Genomic DNA, 19,572 nt, shown 5'->3' with positions numbered 1-19,572 from the left:
AAAAGAAAAAGACTCCGATTAAGCATACAAACTTAAACGAAGTCTGGCAAATTTTATTATTGTTTATTTTTACATAGATTGTGCATCTGTTTCGTCTACGTTAGTATGTACATCTAGCTCTCTATGCATATTTCCTTGCATAAACGTTAACTCAAATACTTCTTTTAACTTACGGACAGGAATAATTTCAATTCCCTTGATCGTATACAAAAATGGTTGCATATTTTCAGCAGGAATAATGACTTTCTTAGCTCCCGCTTTTTTCGCAGCTTTTATTTTTGCGTATACACCACCAATAGGCTTTACTTCTCCGTGTATACTTATTTCACCTGTCATCGCTACTTCATTATTTACATACGTGCGATGCACCGCAGAATATACACCTGTTGCCATAGCGATTCCTGCAGAAGGGCCATCAATTGGGATACCCCCTGGAAAATTAATATGTATATCGTATCCTTCTGGCAACACATCTAAAGAACGAAGTACTGTTAATACATTATCAACAGAGCCTTTCGCCATACTTTTACGACGAATAGATTTCGTTTGACTACCAATACTTTCTTCTTCCACAATTCCGGTAACATTTACCGATCCTTTATCTTTCGCCGGAATTGCTGTTACTTCAATTTCTAATAACGCACCTGTATTTGGTCCGTATACAGCAAGACCATTTACAAGACCAATCCTTGGAATCGGATAAATGCGCTTTTCATATTTCGGTGTAAGCTGACTTGAGTGAACAACCCACTCTATATCTTCATCCTTAATGAAAGAACGTTCTTCATTTATCGCCATACCCGCAGAGATTTGCACGAGATTAATCGCTTCTCGTCCATTCCTTGCATACATCCCAATCATCTCAATACCATTTTCACCTATTTGCATTTCCACTTTTTCCGCGGCATTTTTCGCTACTTTTTGAATTTCTTCCGTATCTAATTCACGGAAAAATACTTCTAAGCAACGTGACCGAATAGCAGGAGGAATTTCCTCTGGCGAACGTGTCGTTGCTCCAACTAAGCGAAAATCTGCCGGTAAGCCTTTTTGGAAAATATCATGTATATATGTTGGGATCATTGTATTTTCTTCACTATAGTACGCACTTTCTAAAAATACTTTTCGATCTTCTAACACCTTTAACATTTTGTTCATTTGAATCGGATGGAGCTCGCCAATCTCATCAATAAACAAAATACCACCATGTGCATCTGTTACAGCACCTTTTTTCGGTTGCGGAATACCTGCTTGCCCCATCGCCCCAGCACCTTGATAAATCGGATCATGCACCGAACCAATTAAAGGGTCTGCGATACCACGTTCATCAAACCGAGCTGTTGTCGCATCAAGTTCAATAAATGTTGCATTCGTACGAAATGGAGATTTAGGATTTCGTTTCGCTTCTTCTAATACAAGACGTGCTGCCGCTGTTTTCCCAACACCGGGTGGGCCATATATGATTACATGTTGCGGATTCGGACCACAAAGAGCCGCTTTTAACGACTTAATCCCGTCCTCTTGCCCTACAATATCTAAAAAGGTTGTAGGACGCACCTTTTCTGCTAGCGGCTCTGTTAAAGAAATCTCACGCATTTTACGAAGCTGTTCTAATTCTTTTTTCGATTCTCGATCAATTGAAACTTTTTGTGTTCGTTGATTTCGAAGTAAATGCCAGAAATACAATCCGACAATTACACCAAAAACAAGTTGAACAACTAAAAATATATTTGTCCAGCTCATTATTTATTTCCTCCCGCAATATTTTATCTCTTAGTATTTCCGCGGAGGAACGTAGCTAAACATAAAGAAAAACAGCAATTATAAAAATTGCTGTTTCCCTTTCGCATTATGCAGATGTTTTTGTATCAAGTACAGTACCGTCTTGTAACACCAATTTTGGCGGCTCATTATCAGCTACTGTTTCTTTTGTAAGAATACACTTCTCGATATCTTTACGAGATGGAAGTTCGAACATTACATCAAGCATTAAGCCTTCAATAATAGAACGAAGTCCACGAGCACCCGTTTTACGTTCAATTGCTTTTTTCGCAATTTCGATTAGTGCACCTTCTTCAAACTCTAACTCAACATCGTCAAGCTCCAATAGTTTTTGGAATTGCTTAACAAGTGCATTTTTCGGTTTCGTTAAAATATCAACAAGAGCATCTTCATCAAGTGGCTCTAGGTTCGCAATAACTGGAAGACGACCGATAAACTCTGGAATTAAACCAAATCTTAAAAGATCCTCTGGTAATACGTGAGATAAAACATGCTTCTCATTTACATCAGCATTTTTCTTCTCAGAACCAAATCCAATTACTTTTTCACCAAGGCGACGTTTAATAATCGGCTCAATGCCATCAAACGCTCCACCACAAATGAATAAGATGTTCGTTGTATCAATTTGAATAAACTCTTGGTGCGGATGCTTACGACCACCTTGAGGTGGAACGCTTGCTACAGTACCTTCTAAAATTTTCAGAAGTGCTTGCTGCACACCTTCACCAGATACATCACGTGTAATTGATGGATTTTCGGACTTACGTGCCACTTTATCAATCTCATCAATATAAATGATTCCTTTTTCCGCTTTCTCTACATCATAATCAGCTGCTTGAATTAATTTTAGTAAGATATTTTCTACATCTTCTCCAACATATCCAGCTTCTGTTAAAGATGTTGCGTCCGCGATTGCAAATGGAACATTTAGAATACGCGCTAACGTTTGTGCAAGTAATGTTTTACCACTACCTGTTGGCCCGATAAGTGCGATATTACTCTTCGCTAATTCTACATCATCAATTTTGCTGTTAGAATTAATGCGTTTGTAATGGTTATATACCGCTACCGCTAGTGCTTTTTTCGCGCTATCTTGCCCGATGACATACTCATCTAAGATTTCACGAATTTCTACCGGTTTCGGTACATCTTTGAATTCTACTTCTTCGTCCTTCGCAAGCTCCTCTTGTACAATTTCAGTACAAAGTTCGATACACTCGTCACAAATGTAAACACCTGGACCTGCCACTAACTTTCGAACTTGCGTTTGTGTTTTACCACAGAAAGAACATTTTAATTGCCCTTTTTCATCATTAAATTTAAACATATTTTCACACCCCTTACAAAGTGCTAACCTCTTGCCTTCGTATGTACACGATAAATGTATCGTATGTAAATACATATTATGTCACTACGTGGCGAGAAATACAAATAATATGACTAGTTATGTACAAATAAAAAATTTTTAAAACTTTTGAAATATGTATATTCGACTTGTAAAGGAACTTTTCCTTCTCCATCGAAAAGTTTTATAAATATATTTCTATATTTATAAAACAAGGCACGATTTTAATCGTGCCTTGTTATTTTATTATGCAGCGTTTTCTACTAAGAAGTCTACAGCTTTACGCACTTTAAGATCTTCAGCTAAAGCGTCTACGCTTCCAAGAGCTTGCTTGATAGCGTCTACTGGCATACCGTACATTTCAGCCATTTTTTCAACTTCTGCAGTTACTTCTTCTTCAGTAACTTCGATGTTTTCAGCTTCAATGATAGCTTCAAGAACAAGATTGATTCTTACACGTTTTTGTGCATCTTCTTTCATTTGCTCTTTTAATTTGTCAGCATCAGTACCTGTGAATTGGTAGTAAAGCTCAAGGTTCATACCTTGTTGGCTTAAACGTTGCTCGAATTCACGAACCATACGATCTAACTCAGTGTTGATCATAGCTTCTGGAATTTCGATTTCAGCGTTAGCAGCAGCTAATTCTACTACTTCGTCACGTACTTTGTGCTCAGCTTCGTGCTTTTTGCCTTCTTCTAAGTTTGTGCGAAGTTTTGCTTTTAATTCATCAAGAGTTGCAACCGCTTCGTCTGCTTCTTTAGCGAACTCGTCGTTTAACTCAGGAAGTTCTTTTGTTTTGATTTCGTGAATTGTTACTTTGAATGTTGCTGGTTTGCCAGCTAATTCAGCAGCATGGTACTCTTCTGGGAATGATACTTCAACGTCTTTAGACTCACCAGATTTAAGACCGATTACTTGCTCTTCGAAACCTGGGATGAATGTACCAGAACCGATTGCTAGAGAGTAGTTTTCGCCTTTTCCGCCTTCAAATGCTTCGCCATCAACGAAACCTTCGAAGTCGATTACAGCTGTATCACCGTTTTCAACAGTTCCTTCTTCTTTAACAACTAGTTCAGCTTGACGCTCTTGTAAAGATTTTAATTCGTTCTCTACATCTTCGTCAGTTACAGTTGTTTCAACTTTTTCTACTGCCAAACCTTTGTACTCACCTAATTTAACTTCAGGTTTCACTGTAACTTTTGCAGTGAAGATAAGGTTAGCATTTTTTTCGAACTTCTCGATGTCGATTTCAGGATGATCAACTGGGAAGATACCAGCTTCTTCAATCGCTTCACCGTATGCTTTTGGTAAAATGATATCTAAAGCATCTTGGTATAAAGATTCAATACCAAAGCGTTGTTCGAATAATGGACGAGGCATTTTTCCTTTACGGAAACCTGGTACGTTAATTGTTTTTACTACTTTTTTGAACGCAGCGTCGATAGAGTTGTTTACTTCTTTAGCATCAACTTCGATTGTTAAAACGCCAACGTTACCTTCTAATTTTTCCCATTTTGTAGACATTTATTCTTTCCCTCCAACTATAATAATGTATGCACATACCTCTATAGATTAAGATCTTCATTATCTCTTTTTTGAAATAACAAATACACAAATAATCCTCTAGCAAAAGCTTTCAGATATAATGTTCCAATCTACTAATTGCCCAGAAGACAACTACGGTATATTTTGTTCGAGAATAATATGAAACATATTAAGTAAGAGAATTACACTTCTCTTCTCTTACAAACAGGCAGTTTTCTGCCTTTTGCAACCCTTACATTATAACATAGAATATGCTCGTTTCAAGAACTGAACGATTCTTTTTCATAATTATACGGGCAAATATCCTTCTCTTTCAACACGTAATAACCATTGATAGGCAATATGAAACTCTTCCAATTCGATATTGTATGCTGCCATAAGCTCTTCTTCATCAATAGCCAATCCGAAACGCTTTCTTCCAATTCTCTCTAAAACAGCTGACCAAATCTCTTCTTTATCCATTAATAGAGCGAATGGGAAAATGCTAATTTGCAATTCTTTCCAATATGTAACCATCGCTTCAAATATATCGGGATATTTTTGCTCTAATCGACTTGATAATTTATGTATAATGTTATTGGATTGCTCCTCATTATGACCTGTAAATGCCGGAATTACCTTAATTGCATTCCCAAACTTTTCCACCTCTATTTCCTCTTCTACCTGACTTTCTATCATTTTATACAAAATAGAAGTTTTCAAATAGGGGTGTTGCTCTTCATCTATTAAAAATTTCTTTAAAACAGGTAATGCAAGATCTAAGTCTTTTAATGAAAGTCGCTGAATCGCTCTTAGCTTCTGTCCAAAGTTTTCTCCAAAAATTTCATTAGTAAACTCATTCAACTCAAAATTTGAATCCACTAGCGATGCGTCTCCCTCATTTAGCATACCTTCTGCAAATAAAGCAAGCTGCGCTAATTTTTCCTTTTGATCAGGCATTATATCTTTCGTTTGTAAAACCTTTTCAACAGTTTCAATAACACCTTCATAATCATTTGTTTGAACTAAAATAGTCACGTACGTTTCAAGAATATCACCAAATAAGACAACTCCTGTTTTAAGCAACTGTTCACATTTGTCTTTCGCTTCTTCCATACGTTTTAATTCGAGTAAACAAATAACTGAAGCTAATTCCGTTTGTTCCGTTTCCGCATTATACTGACGTAATATTTCAAAGCAGCGCAATGCATCTTCGAACTTCCGCTCTTTCAACGCTAAAAAACCTTCATCAATATAGCGCTCTGATAGCTGCGGAAACAATACGACCGTATTTTCTTTTTTATCCATACGTCCGCCTCTTTTTCTTGATTTTAATTATGTTCAAAGTAAATATATCAAATGCGTAATGAGAACACAACATCCCCAAATTATTTGTTTGAAATATAAAAATATTTAATTTTTACATTCCAATACAAATAAATCTCTACTAAAAATTAAAATTGTACAAGTAAAAATCCCCAGCAACAAACGCAGAGGATTCATCATTAATGGAAAGCTTTTATAATTGTGGGGTATATTACAAGGGTAATAATTTGGAGAACAATAATTGCCATAACAATCATGCTAAAATAGAAGATTGGTTTACTTCGCTTCATTAAAAACATAATAATAAGCATCGTACAAGCAAACAAACTTAAGAAGAACAAACTTGTTGTCGAACTAAGTATACCACTTGGGACAAAGAACAATAACACTACACTACAAGTACCTATAATTCCAAATAACCATTCCATTCATTCACTCATTCCCTTTCCCTCTCATGGCTGTTTTCTCTAAGCAATCAAATGTTTCACAACATCAACTACATACGTTAATTTCTCATACGCTACAAATCCAAAAGCAACCGTCAAGCCCGTTACAACTAATCCTTTCATCATTTCTGCCTCCTCGTTTTATCGTTGTTATCTTCATTATAAAAGATTAGCAATTTCTTACCATCGAACTACCTTACAGTTACCTTACAGAATTGTAAGATTTCAAAAAGAGATTGAAAAACACCTCATATCGCTTGAGGTGCTTTCACGGAATTTATTTATAATCACTTGCAAAATTAACTTTTTTCTCTTGGTTATTTTTCGGAGAATCCACTCTTAAACTAATAGATTTACTAAATAATTTAGGATCAAAATAATTATTCATTACTTTTCTTAACTTACCTTCAGATATTTTCGTATTACAAGAAAACAAAGGATGAAGATCATGTTAATATATTTTTGTACAATTAAGACTTTAATTTACAAGGGGGATTATATATGTTTAAAAAAATGGCCGCAGATGTATTAGGACTAAGCGATGTAGGTTCTGTTATTACACCTAAAGACTATGATAAGGTCGATGCCGATGATTATGTAATGCATGAAGATGGGGAGAAAATTTACTTTCTAATTAAATCGAAATCAGATGAATATTGCTTCACAAACAAAGGGTTAATTCACTTAGACGGTACAAGCGCAACAAGTAAAAAACGTACACTACGCCGCTTTAGCTATAGTAAATATCAAATTAAAAACGTAGCGCTTGAAACTGCGGGAACGATTGATTTAGATGTAGAAATTAAGTTCCAAATGGGCGATGAACACTATTCAATTGATGTCCATAAAAAACATATTGAAGAATTAAAAGATTTATATAAAGCTTTACTTAAAATTGAAGAAATTTCATACGACAACGATATTACATTACAATATGCACACAAAAGTTTAGATATGGCATCTAACGCTTTCAGCCGTATTTCAAACGCACAAGTAAACTTAGCAGAGCAATTTAAAGAGATGAACGAGATTGCCTTTAACTGGCTCGTTGATACGAAGAAACAATATAATGTGAAAGATTATGGTTTTGTCTTTGACAAGTTTATTAACAACTAATTTAAAACAAACAAAAAACCTTGTTATCAAAAGATAACAAGGTTTTCTTGGCGCCCCAGGAGAGATTCGAACTCCCGCTCCGCCCATTTCCGTACTATTTTATATATTTTGATCGCAGTCTTAATATATCTTCTCCTTCGCGAATGCCTGCCGATCCTTTCCTCACATTTTTTACGACAGTCCAATTCGGGTTAGTTTCATCACCGATGTTCTGTACTGTAAAATTGCCATCACCATATTTCCGGTGACCTTCCGCCAATTTCTCCGTTAAATCATTCTCATTTGATCTCGCCATCTTTGCGCCATCTCCCTTTTTTATACGACCTTCTTAAACCATCTAACCAATCACAGGTCCAGTCAATTGGAGATTCTCGTTTTCCGCTTCTATTAATTGTAACACACTACCGGGAATAAGTTCCGATAACTGCTGCTGAATTGTACTAGAATGGTAAAGAGTTTTATAATATTGTAAGTAAACAATTAAGAGAATCTGGATATGGATTTGAGTTCCATCATAAACCTATTGATTCTTTAAATTAAATAAGAGGAATAGGGCGCATAAATGGCGCTCTTTTTATTTAAGAAAAAGAAGTACATATGCAACTACTTAATATCAAAGGAAAGGTCGCAAATATCAAGAATGAACTACACCTATAACCCAAACATCAAATTTTAGACAAACAAAAAACCTTGTTATCAAAAGATAACAAGGTTTTTTTAGCGTCCCAGGAGAGATTCGAACTCCCGACCCGTCAATTACCTATGATATATAAACGATTCTTTCATCGCTTGCTGAACGTTCATTTGTGCGGTCAACTGACCGTTTTTGTTAATTAATATTATACGCTATATAGTAGTTCTGCGTCAATGTTGAAAGCACTCTTATTCTATCGATTCCCTCTCGAAGACTCTGATGCATTTAGATGACAACTATATACACGAGAGAAAAGATAATCCGCTTAAAATGCGAATCTCGGCGAATCTTTACGCAATTACAGCCGAAAAAAGACGCAGATTATAAATCCCACGTCCCTTTCACCGCTATTACACCTTATATTTCTCAAAGAACTCACGAAGTGCAATCTCTATAATATCATCGCGATTGATTCGAAGCACATCTTCGGCTATACCTAATTTCGAACATGTCTCCTTACCGAGATACACCGTCCTACTAACCTTTTCTTTCGACCCACTTTCCCTAATACGCTCATTTAACGAATGAATCGAATTAGTATTCTTCTGTGCCAAAACCTTTTTCTTTTGTTGCATTTTCCGTAGCCCACTTACCTCTTTTTTCTTAAGAGTATTATCTGTATTTTCCGCCTGCGCATCGTCAGTGCCTGTTATAAATTCTCGGATATCCGCTTTTAAAGGTGGTTCGCCTGCACCCGCAAAATACCAACCTCTACCACTTTTTCGACTATATTCATAACCTGCGGCTTTTAATGCTTTACGCAACTTTTTGTCATTCATATCAATTTTTTCCGCCACTGCCACAGTCCCATTCGCTTTCAATTCATTCACTATATATTCCACATTCATATTTATTCCTCGTTTCTTTTTAGGATTATATTTAAGTATATAATTTCGCAAATTGCTAAATTATTATATTATTCAAATAATTAATTTCATTTTCTAAATATACCACATAAAAATATAAAATGTAACGAGTCTGCCGTCCCCTCAATTTCATCATTCTCCTAATCTATTTAAATCGCCATAGAGCGCATATAGGCGTATAAACTGTTCATCACATTAAATCTAATCGCCTAGAATTGCGTTTCTCGACATCGTAGTTTTTGAATGTAAGATATAAAAAGAAAGGCGATGCCATTAAACACCGCCATTCGTTTCACGCAAGTCTATTAATTCGAATTCAGATGCCTAGACGTCGCCATACCTCGAACAATAGTTTTCTCTCGTGGTGCGTCGTTCCCTTTCGGCTGAATATCTCTCGATGTCATTTGGGTCGTTACCTTTTGCGCATCTTGTTTCTTCATATTATCTCTCCCCTTCGCTTAGCCGTTTAACTTCTTTTTCTAACTCTAGCACTCGCCCAACCGCTTTTAGTAGTACAACATCTGAAAGCGATGCGCCTTCGTCCTCTTTTGTGATTCTATCTATTTCCGTGTGTGCCGATGGTACTAACTCTATCTTGCTTCGTAATGCTTCGCCGATATCCTCGACAATGTCCACATTATGTAATCTTAGCGTTGTTTTGTTTACTTTCGTCATGTTATCTCTCCCCTTCTTTTTCCAGCGATCCGTTTTAGATTTAGATTGCGAAACTTAATTCGTTGCTTGTATAAGCTCGGTGACGTCGTTCGTATTTGTCAATCCCCGCATTTCCTTTATTGACTCTCTTTACTATTTGCCACTCGTTAGTCTTTGCGCATCGAATTAAATTAAATCCATCACGCCCGTACAAATGCGCTCCTACTCGTAGCATTATGTTTACGTCTTCTTTATCTGATTTCGTTAGTTGGTGGAGATTATGTAGAATTGCTTCGCCTTTTCTTTTGCTCATTCCGTTTCCCTCCGATTAGTAGAATAGGTGGGGCGATATTGTCCGCCCCGTTACGTTTGTTATTTCGCATTAACTACGACTTCGTTTGCCGTACCACTCGCCGAGAATTTAACCGTAATATCATTACCGTACTTCTCGTTTAGTGCGTACATTTGACGCTTAATGTTGTCGTGATTGATTTGCTCGCCTTTTGTTGCTTCGATTTCGATGATAGTTTTCATAGTTTTGTTTCCTCCGATATGTTTATATTTTTTATATTGTAAGAGTCGAGGGCATAACGCCCCCTTCTCGCTTGTTACTTGATAATTTGACCGAAGCGTTGCGCTTGCTCGTATTCCTCTACTCGGTCGGCGTGGGCTGATACATAGCCTTCGATGTTGTTAGCGTATTTTCGTGTTTCTTTGCTGATTTCCATTAATGCATCACCTAGTACTGCCGTGTTAACGAATTCCATCGCAAGATGACCTTCAATCGACTCTAGTAGGCTACTCGCTTCTTTTTGGTCTTCGCTAAATGCATTCGCTTCTATTTTCGTGTTTAGTCGTCCTAGTGCGTGAGTTAGTTCCGAGCGGTCTTCGGGTCTTGATGCGTTTACCATCGCTTGTTGTGACATCGCAAGGAAATCACCTTGAATTTGTTGTGCATAGGCTTGTCCTTTTTCGCCTAGTTGCGCGAATTCTGTTAACGCCTTGATTTTCTCGCCCGTTGTAGGTGCAAACATAACCGCCGATTGTAGCTTGTTCTTTTGCATGTCGAATAGTTTCTGACTAGTTTCGTCAGGTTTCTCGATGTCTTTGATTAGGATCGCTTCAGCCGATGCCTTTGCGTCCTGTAATAGTGATGTATACGTTTCTTTAGCTTCTGAGATTTCACTAAATAGTTTCACTTCTTGTTGCTTAGTGAATTTATCTTTCTTCTCGGCTTGTCCTTTAGTCGTTAAATTCGCATCTTTTCCGATTTTATAGCGTGTGCTTCGTACTCGTGGCATTACCTCATGAGCCATATGTCCAGTAAGCGCGTTACGTACTTCTCTCGCATCTAGTAGTCTTTCCTTGATTTCTGATACCGTTAGTTTGTTGTTGATAGTTTTAGTCATTTGAATTCCCCCATTAGTTGGTTTGGTTTGGTTTGGTTTGGTTTGGTTTGGTTTGGTTTGGTTTACTTCGCTGCGGGCGATCCGTTTCGCCTTTTACATTCGTTAATGCGTTTCTTAATGTCCTCCGCCACTTCCAGTAACGGTAAATTATGAATAAGTGTCGATTGTACGACTTGTAGGTTTTTCGCACCCACTAGCGATTCAATCCGCTTAATGCTCATTCGTTTTGGTTGTACGTGACCGCCCTCCCATCGATTGACGGTTAATTCGGACACTCCGATTAGTTGGGCGAATTCACTTTGTGATAACCCTATGAGTTGGCGAAGTGCCTTTATATCATACGCTCTCATTTTCCATACCTCCTGGTGTTGTTAATTGCATATTGAGTATTTGTGTTTTCCATACTTAGCGAGTAAATAAAGGAGAATGGACGGGTTATAGGGACGCCCGCCTATGCCAGTATAATCGCACCCGCTCGATAGTCGCTTCTTCGTAGCCTTGTTACTGGGACTTCTATTTGTTTGTACCCCTACGTTCTATATACAGGGCTAACGGTATGTAAATTGCATACATGTCCGTATTTGTAACAATCCTGTAATAGTAGTTTCTGTATTTTGCATCTTATTGCGTTGTGTGAAATTATTTGCGAAGAAGGCTAGGTATCATTTTGATACTCAGCCTGCATTTTCGTGATTTTAGCCGTATTCATTATGACGGTGGCTAAATTATTCACACCTTCTCGCCCCTTTTCGGCTGATTTTACGCATTTATTTCCTGTGCTTGCATAACCTCGTTATATAATTCAGTGATTTCTTTACGCCCCTTTGTCGTGATGTACGTATGAGTGTATGTGAAGTCGCTCCACTTCGATTTCTTCGTCAGTGTGGTGAACCATTTCATACCTTTGTACTTTCCGATTGGTCGATATACTTCACCTCTCGACTTTTGAGCCAATACGCCGTGCGTTTGTAAGAAGTCTCGCAATGCTTGTGCGGAAAGTCCGTCGATTTCTTCTCCAACTTCGCCCATCGTGTAAGTCTCGTCGGATTCAATGAATGCCGATACGGTTTCGCTTAATTCATCTCTTTCCTTTGTCACTTCGTTTAGTTTCGCTTCTACCTTTTTGATATGGCGGTTTTTATATTCGACTAGCTTCGCATTAGCTATGGCAAGCCCTTGAACGTCACCAGCCATCATTGCCCGCACCGCTTCCGTAGTTAATTCCTCTTCTTTATTGATTTCGGCAATCTTCGTAGACGCTTCTGCCTTCTCTTCGAGGTTTAATAGTTGCGTTCGAACTTCCCTAGCAACTTCACTATCTCGCAATAACATGCCGATTCGTAAAATCGAGCGTTTCGGATATAGTCCCACGGTTGCGTATGGTAATTGCGTTTCATGTCCATCATATTTTAGTAAAAGATGTCCATTTCCTTTTGATACGGTGGTGTGTGAATTTACTTCACATACCAACTTTTCCGCCAAACTCTTTCCCGTCATTGTTATATGCCCGTCTTCCTTTAATTCTTGTAAGTGCCTAACGTGAATCTGTCGAATTACCTCGGGTTGCACTTCGTAATATTCTGCAACCTGCCTTGTCGTTGCGAATTCCATGTTAGGAAGTAATAGTAACTTTCTGACCTTCTCTAATACGCCGATACGCCCCGCCAGTTCGTCACGTTGCGCCTTTGATTCGATTAAGTCGATTACTTCTGCATTCGGCTTTGTAGTATCTTCGACCCCGCTCACCATTTGATTATTAATCTCTAATACTAGTGTTTGCCCTTTGTATTTACCTTGCATGATTGATTTCGTCATTTCTCATTCTCTCCTTTAGTTAGTTGAATTTAGTAGTTTGTTACTTTCATAATCCCAGTTACTCAGTGCCTTCCCACCGTTCCACTCGATATTTATTTCGAGTTTTTTCGATTTCCTATACAAACAATGCTTCGTTTGTTGCTGGGAAATCTCTTCGGTAACTTTGCGAGTATTTTTGTGATTCTTTGCGACTTTCTTTTTCGGCTCATTTGTCCTCTTGTTAACTCTCACCGTATTATTTCCTTCGATGATAGTCACGCCTTCCGATGAGTTTTCAGCGGTGCTTCTCGTATTACGACGCCGTCGGCGACGTTTCTTCCGCACCTTTTCCGATTCAGGTAAATCAAGATAACGATATTCTGACTTCGGTATCTCTACGTATCCGTACATACTGCGCATTGCGAATCATCCTTTCTCGGGCGACTGTTTTCGGGGCGATCTTGTGGCGTGGAATTATTGGAAGTGCATGTTTTCGTAGTCTGCACCATCTTCCTGTTGGCGTTCAGCCTTCTCCTCTTGGCGCTTCTTGTTCGACTCAATCGTTGAGCGGTCAATACCTTCGTATTTGTCGATAAGTGCTTCATGTTCCTCAGCGAATTGCTTCGCTAGTGGGAAGCGCTCGTACATCGCGTGTTTATCGAGTGGTTTTAATGGAAGATACAGATTACTACGACCGATACCACGTGATTGCACCGCAATAAGTCCTACACTTCTCAGCGCTGATATATGTTTCTTGACAGTGGCTACACTTTTTCGGATTCTACGAGCGATAACGTATTGAGAAGGATATGCCGAACCATCTTCACGGTTGTACCAATCGACAATTAACTGATACACCCACATTGCGTCGGTTGTGATTCCATACGGGTACAAGTCCGTGTAATGCTTTAGTTGGGCTGGCGTCTTAATAAAACCCTTTTCGTCCGTGAAGTCATTCTTGTCGTATATTGGTTGTTGGGGATTCTTTTCTGTTAATTCCCTAGCTAACTTCCCATTTGCTGATATTTGCTTTACTGTTAATTTCATTTCGATTCCTCCCAGTTTATTTTAGGTATATGGACCATAGTCATTATGTTAGCTACGTAATAGCTAGTATGTTGACTTTATCATCGCTAATATGTTGGCTCTAAGATGGCTAGCATACTATACGGAATTCAGCTTTACTTCATTCAGCTTTATATTATTCAGCTTTACTTAATCATTTGAGTTTCGAGTATGAAAAGACTACTCTCACTCTGTTACGCATTAGTAGTTGATAGAATAGATAAGAAGAAAGAGGGAAGGGCGACGGGAAAAGCGCCCTATCCAGTGTTAGTAATTGACGACGTACTGTATTGCATCGTCTACGTTTATATAGGGGCGTGGCACTCGCTAAAAAGGTTAATACGATATAAGTCGTTTTCCTTCATCCCCTTACGTATCTATTGGCGCAACGTATGAGCCTTTTTGGTACACGTACATAAACGCTGATAACATTGCGAATCGGTTAAAAGCGTTCTCGCAAACATAGGCACGAATAAAAGAGTTATCGGGTATTACATCGACAAACTCGAATATACTTTTTCGATATTGCGGTGATACCTACACGTACATAAGGGCGATACGGCTACGCAATAGAGCGTAATGTTTTGACTCGTACGAAGAGATAGGCGCTAGTGAGGTCGTTTATTGGTGTCATTATGCGAAATAAAATTAAGAGTCGTTATACGGGACGATAGGGGCATTAAAACTCACGATAGGACTTGATAGGATGCGGGATTAACACATTAACAACACCTAGAATGCGCGTGAGGACACTCAAATTCACTTGTAACGTGTTTCGCTGCCATTCAGGTGCAATTTTCATTGATAAGCGTCAGGAGGACGATATAACCCCCCTGAGTTCCGCAACAATGCGCAAATATTTTTCGGAATACAATCGGCTGGAAACGACTTGCCTTGGGTAGATGCGTCAAACACCCCGAGTCAAAAATGGTGCGCGCTATTTCTAGACTACTGCTGACGGTGGTATTGACCCCCGCTTGGAGGGTTTGGCTAAAATTTCGATTTGGAACGACGACTCGGCTTCGGTTCTTGCTTCGTTCTTGATTATCAGCGGACAAAAGTGAGTCACAAAAGAAAGAAGATTCTTTTCTCTCGCAGAAGAAGAAACAAAGAAAGATTAAAAGAAACAATTCATTCAATTCGATGCGAACAATTTAATAGAAGAAACTAATTTGATTCCCTTTCATTCTCTTGATTAAGTTAGATAAGAAAGAAGACAGCAACAATAACGAAGAGCAAAGACAACCAAAGAAGACAATCAGAAGAAGAACAACTGAAGAAGTTGCAAGACTTTCAATATCTTTTCTCTCGCAGATAATAAACAGAATGAACAACGAACAACTTACGCTTTCCTCATCGACTGCTCACAACACTCTCACGCTGTTACCATGTGACATAGTGTAGCTACTGCGATGTATGGTGCGCTGGCTTATGATCGCCTGTATCCCTATGACCTCTCGTCTTCATACGCTTAGTCTTCGAGTAGTTAAGATGAATAGATACTTAATGTATTACGAATTATGTAACGACTATGTATGCGCCTTGTATGATGGCATAGGCATGCCGTGGTGTACGGATTAGGTATCGGGCTGTTGGTAATATGTATCTGCCTGTTGGTCGAAGGATATAAGCGCTTGGTAAATACGAAACATATGGCGGGCTATCCGTGGATATAGTAGCGCCTTGGTCAATAGATGCGCTGTCATATGTCACCACACTTATGTCATAACTCTCGAGATTTGACACAGATTTTAAAGTGTAGTAATATAGCATCATCTTGTTGTGTCATAACTTTATATCAAAAGTGGTGACGCAGAAAGGACGGATTAATTATGAAATATGGATACGCTCGTGTCTCAACGGTAACTCAAGATTTAGAATCACAATTACAAACGTTAAAAGCAGAAGGGTGCGAGGTCATTTATTCGGAAAAGTTCACGGGAACGACGACAGACCGCCCCGAACTATCCAAGGTACTCACAGTATTAAGCAAAGGAGATACACTGACAGTAACGAAGCTAGATCGCCTTGCACGTAATACAAAGGAAGGTATCGAGATAATTGAAGCGCTATTCAAAAGAGGTATAAGGGTTCACGTTCTCAACGTAGGACTACTAGAAGATACGACAATGGGGCGATTCTTCTTACAAACGTTATTAGCAGTCGCAGAAATGGAACGTAACCTAATCTTAGAAAGAACGCAGGAAGGTAAAATAGTAGCTAGACAGAATCCGAATTACAAGGAAGGTCGCCCGAAGTCACATTCAGATAAAAAACTAGTCGAAGCTATGCGTATGAAAGAGAAAATGGGCTACTCATTCCGCCAGTTATCGGACGCAACTGGTATTAGCATGAGTACGCTACAACGATTCGCTAGAAAGCAACGTGACCAGCAAGAAGCATCGGCAGAATAGGTCGGTGTCTTTTTATTATGCGCCGATTTCTTCCCCCCCTGAGTTCCGAAGTCGACGCTCTTCCTACCCTTTCAGCAGATATATAAGCGAAATAAAATCGTTAACCTACCGTAATTCATGCACATATACCCTCGGATAATTCCCGAATCGCAAACAAATGCAAACAAATGCACACTCATTTATATGCGTCTGACGCCTACTCTCGCAAGGGTTTCGGTTACTTACCGTTAAATTATCGCATTGTTTACATTTCAATTCATTTCACTACACTTGGCTACACTTTTATACAAACTAATACCCTTATACGATTCATATTGCGGCTAAATCAATGGATAATCCTTCATTTCACTACAGATAAATTCATTTCAATTCATTCGGATACAAATAATCAATTTCACTTGGAAAAATTAAGCATATGCAGTTATTATAATACTAAGAAAAAATGTATAATAATCTTAAATGAGGAAAGCCAGTGAACTATTAAACTTATAATTAAAGGAGGTGAAATGAATTGAAGCAGTTCTTAACTTTTATTTTCACTATACTACCTGCGTTTGCTGGAGTTCTAGGCTTCATTAATCCTTCATGGAGCATTACTGCAAAGTTGCTCTTAACATTCATATTCTCCACTGTTTATTTACTGGGAATAATAATATATTTGCACATAAAACTAACTAAAGTTCAAAAAAGTTCAACTTCTGTAAATACTGAACTCACCCAACTAAAAAACGAAAAAAGAGATTCCGATGAATCAATTGATAAGTATAATAATTTTGTACATAAAAGAAAGTTATTTATACATCATGACTTACCCGAGTTAGGTGTATTAATCACTGAATTTGATGCGTATGTAAAAAATACATACAGAGGGCAGCAACATCAAGAAGTAAGAACTATTGCAACACAAGTAAAAAGCAAAACAAACGAGATAATAAATAAGGAAAAGAGGGATTTTGATGAACAGTTATATAACATTCAAGGTGATTAAGATTATTGATGAATATAGCCTTGTAATAAATAGTGGGCTAAAAGATGGTATTTCAATAGGAGATAGTATTGAAATATTTTTGGAAGGAGATGAAATAGTTGACCCATTTAATGAAGGTAAGGTGCTCGGGACACTTGACTTCATAAAAGATACACTAGAGGTAACTGAAGTGTATTCAGAATTTGCAGTTTGCAAAAAAATAATAACTAACGAAGTACATATCCCTTCCCCTCTTCAGAAGGCGCTTTCTCATAGTATGTCTGGACTTAGTGGAATTACAGGAACTACAGAAACAAGGATAACAGTAAAAAAAATTAAAATAGATGAAAGTGAGATTACAGGGAGAAGAAAAGGCGATAGAGTTATACGGATTGGTGATATAGCCCGAATCGCTCTTAGTAATTAAGTATTGATATAACACTATTAATTAAGATTAATACCGAGGGCGTTGTGTACAGCGCTCTCTCTTTTTAATAGACACACTATACCTCTACTCTACCACTTGCAAACCAATGTCTTTCCACTTCTATATTAAAACTTTAACAATTACTCATGCCCTTTTGCATATAAAATCGGCGATCATATCCGAAACAGGCAACGCCACAAGTACGTATGTTATTACGTGATAGCAAATATGTTCATATGCAACAGTTAAATATCGATAAGAAGACGAAGACAGACGTTAAAACTGCGTATATTAACGAAGAATTAACGCTACAGGCTAACATAGGCAAAGCATTATATCATGCGCTATATTATCAGCTAGTGTACAGTCGATTAGTGTACGATATCCCAACGATTAACATACGTATTTGCATCGCTTATCATATAAAATTATACATATACGAAGTCATAAAAAGACGCTAATGTGGTTAGCCCATTCGCCGTTTCACCGAAAATATTACACGAGTTTACATTGAGGTTAGTACCAACGAAATGCTGACGCTCCTTTGTGTATATTATAGCAAATAAAAAAAGTACTCTTACGAGTACCTTTTCTAAAATAGACCTTAATCAAACCAACTATCAAGGCGGTCTTTTATATCATAAGCATTAAGTTGAATTAAGCGATGTAATTTAGAAATTGCTAATGTAAAAGCAACTTTCTTAGAGACCTCATCATCTTCTGTAAAAGTTACAGGATTTTCAAAATTGGAATTAGTAATTGAAAGGAAGAAATAATCTTCTATATAATATTCATCCTCACTATAATAATGTCTAACTTGATACTTCCCAATAATAACTCTACCTTTCGGGCTATCCGCATAGAATGCACCTTTAATGTTACCATCTGTGATTGTGCGGTCGAAAATTTTCGAAAAATAATGAGAAGAGACAAGATTCCAAGATACTTCGTTCTTCTTTGTTTTTTCTTCTAAATTATCAATAAAACCTAGTATGTCAATATTATTCATTTTGAAACCTCCTCTATAAATCGTGTATGTTCATCTAACTCGTTTTCTAAACGTTTTATAACTTCATATAACAGCCTTCTGATTTCGTCTTTTTCATCAGACGTTTTACTATTAATTTTTTTATCAATCTTTTTTAGTTTACTTTTGGTTGTGCGAGTAAGAATATCTTCATAAATACTTAAAGAAATAATAGATTCCTCGATAGCATGTACGTCTAAACGTTCATCCTCTTTTAACAGACGGTACGAAGTATGTAGTTGAATAATAATACTTCTTTTGGATTTTCGATATTTTTCTTCAAGGTGTTTATCCATGAATTTCTTTTTTATTTTTGCTGTATTATTGCTAATCCATATTGTAAAGAAGAAACCAATTACACCGATAACCGTTCCAAAAACGGTTATCCAAAACCCCCATATTGTCATTGTATCAGCTGACATAAAACCATCCACCATTTTTTTTAGAATAAAATAATTTTATATCAATTTGATACTTACGGTCAATTGTTTGCGAAGCTATTATCATTTGTATAACAAAATAATATATACGATATACATACGTGAAGGGGGAGTTTCGGAGGATGGACGTGCGTCACGAGCGGTCGGCTGGTGATATGTAACGTAATGTATAACGGCGAGCATGCACTTATTTGTTAAGTTTCGTTAACTATTCTTCATTTATATCAACTTAGTGTTACTTAATTATTAGTTATATAATTCTATTATTGGTATAATTTA

The 19,572-nt window shown here is 37.6% G+C and carries 21 protein-coding genes and 1 pseudogene; 5 read left to right on the top strand and 17 right to left on the bottom strand.

All coding sequences use genetic code 11. The features are described from left to right. Positions 1-69: 69 nt before the first annotated feature. The 5 genes from lonB to QCI79_RS19380 all read right to left on the bottom strand — a co-directional run bounded on the left by lonB (position 70) and on the right by QCI79_RS19380 (position 6,402). Positions 70-1,740 carry an ATP-dependent protease LonB gene (gene lonB, locus QCI79_RS19400; RefSeq protein WP_000119180.1) on the bottom strand — a complete coding sequence of 557 codons (1,671 nt, stop codon included), beginning with the start codon at positions 1,738-1,740 and terminating at the stop codon, positions 70-72. A gap of 106 nt (positions 1,741-1,846) precedes the next feature. Continuing rightward, a complete protein-coding gene (gene clpX / locus QCI79_RS19395; protein WP_000472289.1) occupies positions 1,847-3,106 on the bottom strand; it encodes an ATP-dependent protease ATP-binding subunit ClpX in 1,260 nt (419 codons plus the stop codon). 264 nt (positions 3,107-3,370) lie between these two features. Then, entirely contained in the window at positions 3,371-4,648 is a 1,278-nt protein-coding gene (tig, locus tag QCI79_RS19390; protein ID WP_000105215.1) for a trigger factor, read from the bottom strand. Between the two features lie 309 nt (positions 4,649-4,957). Then, positions 4,958-5,956 (bottom strand): hypothetical protein, encoded by a 999-nt coding sequence (locus QCI79_RS19385; RefSeq protein ID WP_000358278.1) that lies wholly within the window; start codon positions 5,954-5,956, stop codon positions 4,958-4,960. A gap of 197 nt (positions 5,957-6,153) precedes the next feature. Continuing rightward, complete coding sequence (locus QCI79_RS19380; RefSeq protein ID WP_001983650.1) at positions 6,154-6,402, bottom strand: hypothetical protein; 249 nt, start codon at positions 6,400-6,402, stop codon at positions 6,154-6,156. Between the two features lie 519 nt (positions 6,403-6,921). Here QCI79_RS19380 and QCI79_RS19375 point away from each other — a divergent pair. Then, a complete protein-coding gene (locus QCI79_RS19375; RefSeq protein WP_000473868.1) occupies positions 6,922-7,536 on the top strand; it encodes a PH domain-containing protein in 615 nt (204 codons plus the stop codon). Between the two features lie 94 nt (positions 7,537-7,630). On the opposite strand, the gene QCI79_RS19370 is transcribed toward QCI79_RS19375, so the two are convergent. After that, the gene (locus tag QCI79_RS19370) at positions 7,631-7,831 is read right to left on the bottom strand and encodes a hypothetical protein (RefSeq protein ID WP_000124460.1); all 201 of its coding nucleotides are present in this window, start codon (positions 7,829-7,831) and stop codon (positions 7,631-7,633) included. A 152-nt stretch (positions 7,832-7,983) separates the two neighbouring features. Here QCI79_RS19370 and QCI79_RS35040 point away from each other — a divergent pair. Beyond that, positions 7,984-8,076, top strand: a pseudogene (locus QCI79_RS35040) (DUF6572 domain-containing protein); the annotation flags it as partial. A 504-nt stretch (positions 8,077-8,580) separates the two neighbouring features. On the opposite strand, the gene QCI79_RS19365 reads toward QCI79_RS35040, so the two are convergent. From QCI79_RS19365 to QCI79_RS19325, 9 genes are all read right to left on the bottom strand, one after another. Then, on the bottom strand, positions 8,581-9,078 hold the full coding sequence (locus QCI79_RS19365; protein WP_021727677.1) for a hypothetical protein: 498 nt from the start codon (positions 9,076-9,078) through the stop codon (positions 8,581-8,583). 459 nt (positions 9,079-9,537) lie between these two features. After that, complete coding sequence (locus QCI79_RS19360; RefSeq protein WP_021727676.1) at positions 9,538-9,771, bottom strand: hypothetical protein; 234 nt, start codon at positions 9,769-9,771, stop codon at positions 9,538-9,540. 40 nt (positions 9,772-9,811) lie between these two features. Next, positions 9,812-10,063 carry a hypothetical protein gene (locus QCI79_RS19355; protein WP_021727675.1) on the bottom strand — a complete coding sequence of 84 codons (252 nt, stop codon included), beginning with the start codon at positions 10,061-10,063 and terminating at the stop codon, positions 9,812-9,814. A 59-nt stretch (positions 10,064-10,122) separates the two neighbouring features. Further along, the gene (locus QCI79_RS19350; RefSeq protein ID WP_021727674.1) at positions 10,123-10,284 is read right to left on the bottom strand and encodes a hypothetical protein; all 162 of its coding nucleotides are present in this window, start codon (positions 10,282-10,284) and stop codon (positions 10,123-10,125) included. Between the two features lie 74 nt (positions 10,285-10,358). After that, the gene (locus QCI79_RS19345; protein ID WP_139252698.1) at positions 10,359-11,051 is read right to left on the bottom strand and encodes a hypothetical protein; all 693 of its coding nucleotides are present in this window, start codon (positions 11,049-11,051) and stop codon (positions 10,359-10,361) included. 170 nt (positions 11,052-11,221) lie between these two features. After that, positions 11,222-11,509: a helix-turn-helix domain-containing protein gene (locus tag QCI79_RS19340; RefSeq protein ID WP_021727672.1), complete on the bottom strand. Its 288-nt coding sequence runs from the start codon at positions 11,507-11,509 to the stop codon at positions 11,222-11,224. 409 nt (positions 11,510-11,918) lie between these two features. Next, positions 11,919-12,974 carry a phage antirepressor KilAC domain-containing protein gene (locus QCI79_RS19335; protein WP_021727671.1) on the bottom strand — a complete coding sequence of 352 codons (1,056 nt, stop codon included), beginning with the start codon at positions 12,972-12,974 and terminating at the stop codon, positions 11,919-11,921. Positions 12,975-12,989: 15 nt separating this feature from the next. Then, positions 12,990-13,373 carry a hypothetical protein gene (locus tag QCI79_RS19330; RefSeq protein WP_021727670.1) on the bottom strand — a complete coding sequence of 128 codons (384 nt, stop codon included), beginning with the start codon at positions 13,371-13,373 and terminating at the stop codon, positions 12,990-12,992. Positions 13,374-13,427: 54 nt separating this feature from the next. Further along, entirely contained in the window at positions 13,428-14,000 is a 573-nt protein-coding gene (locus tag QCI79_RS19325) for a helix-turn-helix domain-containing protein (RefSeq protein ID WP_021727669.1), read from the bottom strand. 1,850 nt (positions 14,001-15,850) lie between these two features. Between QCI79_RS19325 and QCI79_RS19320 the strand changes: the two genes are divergently transcribed. From QCI79_RS19320 to QCI79_RS19310, 3 genes are all read left to right on the top strand, one after another. Beyond that, positions 15,851-16,432: a recombinase family protein gene (locus tag QCI79_RS19320; protein WP_021727668.1), complete on the top strand. Its 582-nt coding sequence runs from the start codon at positions 15,851-15,853 to the stop codon at positions 16,430-16,432. A 511-nt stretch (positions 16,433-16,943) separates the two neighbouring features. Next, positions 16,944-17,420 (top strand): hypothetical protein, encoded by a 477-nt coding sequence (locus QCI79_RS19315; RefSeq protein WP_021728097.1) that lies wholly within the window; start codon positions 16,944-16,946, stop codon positions 17,418-17,420. Further along, positions 17,389-17,826 carry a hypothetical protein gene (locus tag QCI79_RS19310; RefSeq protein WP_021728096.1) on the top strand — a complete coding sequence of 146 codons (438 nt, stop codon included), beginning with the start codon at positions 17,389-17,391 and terminating at the stop codon, positions 17,824-17,826. The genes QCI79_RS19315 and QCI79_RS19310 overlap by 32 nt, the downstream gene beginning before the upstream one ends. 604 nt (positions 17,827-18,430) lie before the next feature. Here the strand turns inward: QCI79_RS19310 and QCI79_RS19305 are convergent. Next, a complete protein-coding gene (locus tag QCI79_RS19305) occupies positions 18,431-18,835 on the bottom strand; it encodes a hypothetical protein (RefSeq protein ID WP_021728094.1) in 405 nt (134 codons plus the stop codon). Next, positions 18,832-19,275 (bottom strand): hypothetical protein, encoded by a 444-nt coding sequence (locus tag QCI79_RS19300; RefSeq protein WP_021728093.1) that lies wholly within the window; start codon positions 19,273-19,275, stop codon positions 18,832-18,834. The genes QCI79_RS19305 and QCI79_RS19300 overlap by 4 nt, the downstream gene beginning before the upstream one ends. Positions 19,276-19,572 lie beyond the last annotated feature (297 nt).

Source organism: Bacillus cereus group sp. MG1, from assembly GCF_040460035.1.
In the GTDB taxonomy this organism is placed as follows: domain Bacteria; phylum Bacillota; class Bacilli; order Bacillales; family Bacillaceae_G; genus Bacillus_A; species Bacillus_A cereus.
The sequence above is the reverse complement of the archived record's forward strand: the minus strand, read 5'-3'. Positions and strand labels throughout refer to the sequence as shown.